This window comes from Mycobacterium sp. (genome assembly GCF_032162105.1).
GTDB lineage: Bacteria > Actinomycetota > Actinomycetes > Mycobacteriales > Mycobacteriaceae > Mycobacterium.
In genome coordinates, this window is sequence record NZ_JAVRPS010000171.1 from 1 (window position 1) to 7,303 (window position 7,303).

Here is a 7,303-nt window from a genome sequence, read left to right on the forward strand (position 1 = left end):
CACGGTTGCCCGCGCCAACTCGGCGTGCCACACCGCCACGACCACCTTGATCGCGTCATCGATGTGATCGCCGGCGTAGCGCAGGGCCGTCGGGAGATCGTCGAGGCCGAATGTGTGCGTGTGGATCTTCGTGGCATCGAAGCGCTTCTGCGACATCAACGCCTCGGCGCGGTGCGTGGCGCTCTTGCCCTCGCCGCGGATGCCATAGAGGTAGATGTTGTTGCGCACGATGTGGGCGACGTCGATCGCCGCCGGCTCGTGCGGGAAGGCGGCGAGGCAGATGCGGCCACCGCGGTTCAGCATGCGCGCCGCCTGGTTCACGGCATCGGGCGCGCCAGAACACTCCAGTACGTAGTCCAGTCCCGTGCCGCCCGTGAAACGGCGCACCGCCTCCACGGCATCTTCGTTGCGCACGTTGATCACGTGATCGGCGCCCAACGCACGGCCGATCTGCAGGCGGTTGTCCCGGGTCCCGGTCAGAATCACCGGCGATGCCCCCAACGCCTTGGCCACCGCGACGCCAAGCAATCCGATCGGTCCCGGCCCCAACACGGCGACACCTTCTCCTGCCACCAGCCCACCGAGTTCGGTCAGCCCGTACATCGCAGTGCCTGCGGTCACCACCAGCGTTGCCTCGGCGTCCGACATGCTGTCCGGGATGGGAATGACCGTGTTGATGTTGTTGACGGCGTATTCGGCGAATCCACCATCGGTGGTGAGGCCGTTGGCGCGGTGGCCCTTGTCGACGTCACCGTAGTTCAGGCAGGAGGTGTACATGCCTTCGCGGCAGCGCTTGCATTGCCTGCAGCCTGCGTGAACCTCCACGGTGACGCGCTGTCCGATGCGGTATTCGTCCACGCCCGGTCCGAGCGCCGCGACGGTGCCCATGTATTCATGGCCCGGCGTGAACATCTTGTTGAACGGTTCGCCGCCGCGGATCATCGCCGGTGGGCCGTGGCGGATGATCTCAAGGTCTGTCGCACAGATCCCCACCGCGTCGACGCGCACCAACACCTCGGCGCGTCCCGGCATCGGGATCGGCTTGTCCACCAGGCTGAGCTGGCCGGGATCGCCCAGCACCCAGGCCCGCATGTGCTCGGGCAGCGGATACGCGGCGTCGGTATTGATCATGATTGGATCGCGAGGCTGACGACGGCCCCAATCACGGTGCACGCCAGCCATACTCGACGAGGGCAGCGACGTCGTGGGTCTGCCATCCGTCCTGGGCCACCTGCCGGTAGGCATCCCGCGCGGCCTCGGTGACCGGCAGCGGCGCGCCGCCTTTCGCGAGGTCCAAGGCGAGCGACACATCCTTGGCCGCCTGGACGCTGGTGAACCAACCGGCGTGGTCGGGGTCGAACAAGACGTCGATGCGGTTGCGCAAACCCGCGGGCATCATCAGCGACTCGCGCAAGGTCGCCGCCAACGTGGTGTCGTCGATACCCGCCGCGCGTCCCGCTCGTACGGTCTCGGCGATCACCGCCAGCTGCACCAGCAGCATTTGGTTGTTCAACAGCTTGATGATCGCTGCGGTCTCCGGGCGGTCACCGACATCGAGCGCACCGGCGAATCCCGTCCACACCGGCACCAGCGCAGCACGGGCTGACGCCGAGCCGCCGACGACGAATGAGGCAGCACCCGAGCGGAGAGCCTGCGGTGCCCCGAGGATCTGCGCGTTGACAAACCTGTCGCCGTAAGCCTGCGCAAGTGCAGTGATGACCTCGAGAGCCACCGTTCCCGTGTTGACCACCACGGTCTGCGCCCAATTCGCACGCGCCGCACCCTTCGGAGCCGCCACGTCGAGGGTGCTCTGATCATCGGCCAGGAAGAGGAAGACGACATCAACCTCGTCGCCCACGTCGTCCGCAGAGCCCATGACCCTGGCTCCTCGTTCCTGCAGCGCGTCAGCCGGGCCCGGAGTCCGGTTCCACACACTCACCTCGTGGCCCTCGTCGAGCAACCGGTCGGCGAACGCACGCCCCATCCTGCCGAGTCCGACTATCGCTACGCGCATGAACTGCTCCCTTGCCTGCGGCCAAGCGATGGGGTCGCCTCGCCCTGTCCTGGATAGGTCTCGTAACCGATGTCGTCGAGCGAACCGCTCACCGGGATGACCACCATGTCAGCGTGCGGGTGCCGGTACATGTGGCGGTTGACCTGATGGCCGGTGACGTCCCAACGGGTGAACACCTCCTGCTCGGTATGACGGATATCGAGCAGCTGCTCTTCTGACATGGCTACACCCCGATCCAATCCGCCTCGTGTGATAAGCGCCTTCCCACCAGAGTTGGGCTCAATGGCCGGGATTGCCAGGCCGCCTCGATTCTCCACCAGCGGGATGCTGGGCATTTGCAGCTAGCAGGTATGCAAAGATGCCCGTTGGCGGTACGCGGATTGACCCCTGATGTGCACCGGAAGATGTTGTCCGTGGCGTCCCATGCCAGAACCGCTCCGGATGGGTCTTTAGTGCTCCGATGAGGTTGGTGGCGACCATCAGGCGGGCCCCATCGTTGTCGAGGCCGAGCGCGGCGTCGTAGTCGGTAAGCGCGGCTGATCGAAATGAATGTCCGGATCCTGTTGGCAGCTAACGGCACTCGGTCCGTGGGGCGTCACGCGTGTTCTCCGACGAGGACGCTCACGATGGCATGGATGCATTGCTCTTTGCACGGCCAGCAGTACCAGTCCTGCCAGCTTCTCATCCACTGGAGTGTCCGCTTGGTCGTGCTGCACACGCAGCACTTGGGCCCTTCATCGGGCGCGGATTTGCTGACCGTCTGCCAGATGCCGTAGACAAGGAGCCCCATGAAGATGAGGACGACGATTCCGGTCATGACCCCGTGATCATGTCCGGCGCCGGTTGGTCATCGAACACTCGGGATGGGTTGGTGTCGGCGTCGACGAGGGTGACGTCGTCGTGGTCCTCGACTTCGGCACGGGATTCCCGACCACGTGCATCATTGGGTGGCCGTCCGAAATGGCGGTGCAGCGATAGACGCAATGCACCAAGACAGCGCCGACGACGTTGCGGCCGACGAGGGTGTCCAGACTCTTGAGGCTGGTGTCACCCGACAGTTCGTGGAGCTCGGCCAGGGTCGGGACGGATATGGTGAGCGTCGCACCACAGCCTTGTGGGCATAGCAGCCTGAGGCCACGAGGTTGGGTGTTCATGCGCGGCCTCCTGGTCTTCTTTTGCGGATGTCGCACAACATCGCTCTTTCTTCGGAGTTGTTGCTAAATATCGACTTTCAGGCTCCCGAACATGATGTGGAGCTATAGATTGTTGCCACGTCTGGAGTGCGACGAGTGGCCGCATTCTCGCAGCAAGGATTGCATACGATTCAGCAATAATCGTTCCCGCTGGCGCCCGTGTGGCATGCCTGCTACCTGCAAGACTTCGGCTCATCCGATGACGCCCGGCACCTGCCGCGGTACTTGCGGCTACCGCTAGCAGGTAGGCGCGGGTCCGGCGGACGGGAACCACAGATTGCGGCTGCCCTCGATGACATCGTGACCGCCGACCGCGATTCTCAGTGCACTACGAGTCGCATACAACAAAGGGGTTGGACATGTCGCACGCGCAGATGGAAGAAAGACACCGGTCGGCACTTGTCCACGACGCGCCGAGACGGCGAGGCGCGATGTCGCCGCCGGGACTGTTCGGGGAGGCCCGCGCGCTGGTCCGGACAATCGGACGTGTCGGGATGGTGCAGGCCTACGAACTGGGGCAGCTGGCCTCGTTGGTCAAGACGCAGTCGCTGCACCTGACCGGCGGCGCGGCCGACCCGGCATTCGTTGCGCTTCAACGGGTCCAGGCCCGCCCCGCCCCCTTGACACGACCGGTGCTACTCGTGCACGGCTTCGGGGGCGCCAAGTCGAGTTGGTACTTCGTCGCGCGAGCCCTAGCTGCCAAAGGCTTGACCGTCGACGCGATCAGCTACACGCCATTCGGAACTTCGGTGGAGCGGCTCGCCGACCGGCTCGCCGTCGAGGTTGAGCGGATGTTGTCGCAAACCGGCGCGGACAAGGTGCATCTGATCGGGCACAGTCTGGGCGGGGTCGTCATTGCGCAGGCCATCGCAAGCGGTCGGCTCGCCGGGAAGGTCGACACCATCGTCACGCTCGGCGCACCGTTCGGGGGTTCGCCGTGGGCGCATCTCGCGCCATTCGGGGCGATCGTCCGGGCGCTGCGGGGAGGTTCGCCACTCTTGCGCCGACTCGCCTCCGCGCCAGTACCGGAAGGCGTGCGGTGGCTGGCGATCACGGCCACACTCGACGTGGTCGTGCCCGGCGTCCGGTCGGTGCCCGCCCACGCCGACGTGGAGACCATGAAGTTCGACGGCGTCGGCCACCTCGGGATGCTCCTGAGCCCGCGGGTTGTCGGAAGTATCGTCGCGGCATTGGCCGCAAATCACCAACGAAGACAACACATCTGAAACCCGCTCTTTCATGGGCTCAGTGACAGTGCTCGGCACACTTCGACCTCGCCGACGAGAGCGTCATGAAAAGTGGTCGTTGGTAGGTGAGCTCGGCCACCGTCGGAACACGGCAGCAACAGCTCGACTACCGCTCACCGCGCATCGGTCAGCACTATGCACCGGTCATGCCGAATACGTTGTTCCACAACCGCCCTCACGCGAGGGCACTCTTGTCAGATCTGAATCGGATCGCCGTAGGTAGAACCGTCGCGGGTTGACAGCCCGAAGCTCCAGGACGACGGACATTTGCAGCTAGCAGGTAGGCCGGATTCCAGCTAGCAGGAAGCGTTGTTGGGGGTCAGCGGTGGCGACGTGGGCTTGGTGGTGCGTCAGTGTGGCAACTATATCGTCGCAGCGCCGCGAACGTCACGACACGGTGCGGGCCCGGCCCGTCGAAGGGGAGACTTCGGATGCCCAATGATCCCGGACTGATCAGCGTCGACCGGACTGTGCGCGCCGCGCCCGATGCTTCTGCGCTGGACGCCCGACTGGCGGCCGTTCCAAGAATGACGCCGTATCGGAGCTCAAGTCCGGCAGCCGGCGCTGTCGGAGCCCGTGTGGAGGAGGTCCTGGCCAGATCCGGAATGTTTCAGGGAGCCCCACCCGGCGCGGTTTCTGCGCTCACCCAGCAACTGCATTCGATCGACTTCCCCCGCGGGCACACGGTGTTCACCGAAGGCCAACCCGGCGACCGTCTCTACATCGTCATTTCCGGGAAGGTCAAGATTGGCCGCCGCTCCCCCGACGGCCACGACAATCTGCTGACGATCGTGGGCCCGTCGGACATGTTCGGCGAGTTGTCGATCTTCGACCCGGGGCCGCGCACGTCCAGCGCGACCACGATCACCGAGGTTCGCGCGGTGTCGATGGACCGCAAGATGCTGCGCGCCTGGATCGCCGACCGCCCCGAGACTGCCGAGCAGCTGCTGCGGATCCTGGCCCGCCAGCACCGCCGCACTACCAACAACCTGGCCGATCTGATCTTCACCGACGTACCCGGCCGGGTCGCCAGACAGCTGCTTCAACTGGCACGCCGCTTCGGCACCCAGGAACAGGGAGCGCTGCGCGTCACCCACGACCTGACGCAAGAGGAGATCGCTCAGTTGGTCGGGTCGTCCCGTGAGACGGTGAACAAGACACTCTCCGACTTCGCCCAGCGCGGCTGGATTCGGTTGGATGGCAAAAGCGTGCTCATCTCCGACATCGAACGTCTGGCGCGTCGGGCGCACTACGCGCCGGGGGCCCGACGCTGAGCGAGAAGCGGCGGCGACGCGGTCGGCTGGACGTCCAAAAAAGCACCACCGCAACGTATCTCGCTGCACTTCCGCCGCTGCGGTGACACCTCCTGAGTTGCACGTCGGCGCAAGAATCAGTGCTCCTCGGGGTGGCGGCGACCGCGGGTCATCGCCGTGGACGCGGTGCCGGACTCGGTGGGCGTGACGTTCGGCCTGCCGGGCCGAGTACCTCCGAATGTTCGGAGCCATCCGACGTGGTGCCCGCGTCATTTGATGTGCGGCGCCGGTCAGTTCCGACAGTCGGGCCCCAGTGTTTACCGCTGGCCGGTAGATGCTGAGTACCGCTAGCAGGGGGGATTCATGGGCGTCAGCTGTGTCGCCACGCGGTGGTTGAATGCCAATCATGAGGGTGCAGCTAGTTGTGATGCCCACGCCACAGTTCTCGCCGGAGTGAATCACGATTGGTGACATGCCCTTTCGGGGGCATCTTAACGAGGGGACGGTTCCATGGCCAAGATTGTGTCCCTAGACCGCCAACAGTCCCGCCAGCCCGGTATGTAGCGGCCGGCAACGGACCGCCGGGTGCTGTTTCGAGAGCTCGCTGCGGAGTGCGGTTGCGGATTATGATCCACGTCAGGCATCGTTTGAGTTTCACCAGGATCGATGTGAGTGCGTGATGACGCAGAAACGGTCACTGCTGCGCGGTTGGACGCCGGGCGGGACTCTTGCGCTCGGCGCTTCCGATGTGCAGGCAGGGCCGACGCCGACAGGTCTGGTGTCGGTGTTGCTGCGCCCGACCGCCCCGCCGCTCAAGTGGGGCCTGCTGGTCGCCGTGACGCTCGTGGTGGTCGAGACCCTAGTACTGTATCCGCTCAAGCGGATCGCCCCCGAGAACACCCTCGGCGTCGTCTATCTGATCGGCGTCGTGGCCGTCGCGATTGCGTGGGGATTCTGGCTGGCGGCCGCGACGACGGTAACCAGTGTGCTGGCCTTCGACTACTTCCACATCGAGCCCGTGTTTGCCTTCAGTCCGACGGAGTCCGGGGACTGGGTGACGATCGCCATGTTTCTGATCGTCGCGCTCGCGGCCTCCACTCTTGCGGGCTTGGCCCGAGCGCGCGCCGCCGAGGCCAGCCAACACCGCAGGCAGGTCGAGGCGAGCCGCGACGAGCTCAGCGTGCTCGCCGATCAGCAGGCCGCTTTGCGGCGGGTGGCGACACTGGTCGCGCGGGGAGCGAGCCCGACGGAAGTGTTCGACTCGGTGGCCGACGAACTGGCCCGCTACCTGGGGGTGGCGAACGCGGAGCTACTGCGCTTCGAGGCCGACGGCACCGGGTACGTGCTCGCCGTCCGCTACGAGCCGGGAATCTCGACGATGCCCGTCACCGGCGAGCACATTGCGTTGGGCGGCGACGACGTCGGAGCGTTGGTGTTACGCACCGGCCGCGCGGCCAGGGTTGACAACCACGACGACGCCACGGGCCCGGAAGCGGCCCGCATTCGTGCCGGGGGCATCGGTTCGATCGTGGGAGTCCCGATCATCGTCGACGGAAGATTGTGGGGTGCGGCCATCGTCGGCTCGACGACCTCCGA

At 65.5% G+C, this 7,303-nt stretch carries 8 protein-coding genes; 3 read left to right on the forward strand and 5 right to left on the reverse strand.

Features of this window, described 5'->3' with window-relative positions; genetic code table 11:
- From QOC69_RS08945 to QOC69_RS08965, 5 genes are all read right to left on the reverse strand, one after another.
- The coding region (locus QOC69_RS08945; protein WP_526438496.1) for a zinc-dependent alcohol dehydrogenase at positions 1–1,131 on the reverse strand (1,131 nt) is incomplete at its 3' end.
- A gap of 31 nt (positions 1,132–1,162) precedes the next feature.
- A complete protein-coding gene (locus QOC69_RS08950) occupies positions 1,163–2,014 on the reverse strand; it encodes an NAD(P)-dependent oxidoreductase (RefSeq protein WP_526438498.1) in 852 nt (283 codons plus the stop codon).
- Entirely contained in the window at positions 2,005–2,235 is a 231-nt protein-coding gene (locus QOC69_RS08955; RefSeq protein ID WP_526438500.1) for a hypothetical protein, read from the reverse strand. Before QOC69_RS08955 ends, QOC69_RS08950 begins: the two co-directional genes overlap by 10 nt.
- A gap of 374 nt (positions 2,236–2,609) precedes the next feature.
- A complete protein-coding gene (locus QOC69_RS08960) occupies positions 2,610–2,831 on the reverse strand; it encodes a hypothetical protein (protein ID WP_526438502.1) in 222 nt (73 codons plus the stop codon).
- Between the two features lie 10 nt (positions 2,832–2,841).
- Entirely contained in the window at positions 2,842–3,168 is a 327-nt protein-coding gene (locus QOC69_RS08965) for a hypothetical protein (RefSeq protein WP_526438504.1), read from the reverse strand.
- 470 nt (positions 3,169–3,638) lie between these two features.
- On the opposite strand from QOC69_RS08965, the gene QOC69_RS08970 reads away from it, so the two are divergent.
- From QOC69_RS08970 to QOC69_RS08980, 3 genes are all read left to right on the forward strand, one after another.
- The gene (locus tag QOC69_RS08970) at positions 3,639–4,433 is read left to right on the forward strand and encodes an esterase/lipase family protein (RefSeq protein WP_526438506.1); all 795 of its coding nucleotides are present in this window, start codon (positions 3,639–3,641) and stop codon (positions 4,431–4,433) included.
- A gap of 599 nt (positions 4,434–5,032) precedes the next feature.
- Positions 5,033–5,728 (forward strand): Crp/Fnr family transcriptional regulator, encoded by a 696-nt coding sequence (locus tag QOC69_RS08975; RefSeq protein ID WP_526438510.1) that lies wholly within the window; start codon positions 5,033–5,035, stop codon positions 5,726–5,728.
- A 658-nt stretch (positions 5,729–6,386) separates the two neighbouring features.
- Positions 6,387–7,303 (forward strand): GAF domain-containing protein (locus QOC69_RS08980; protein WP_526438508.1); only part of this gene is annotated, 917 nt, incomplete at its 3' end.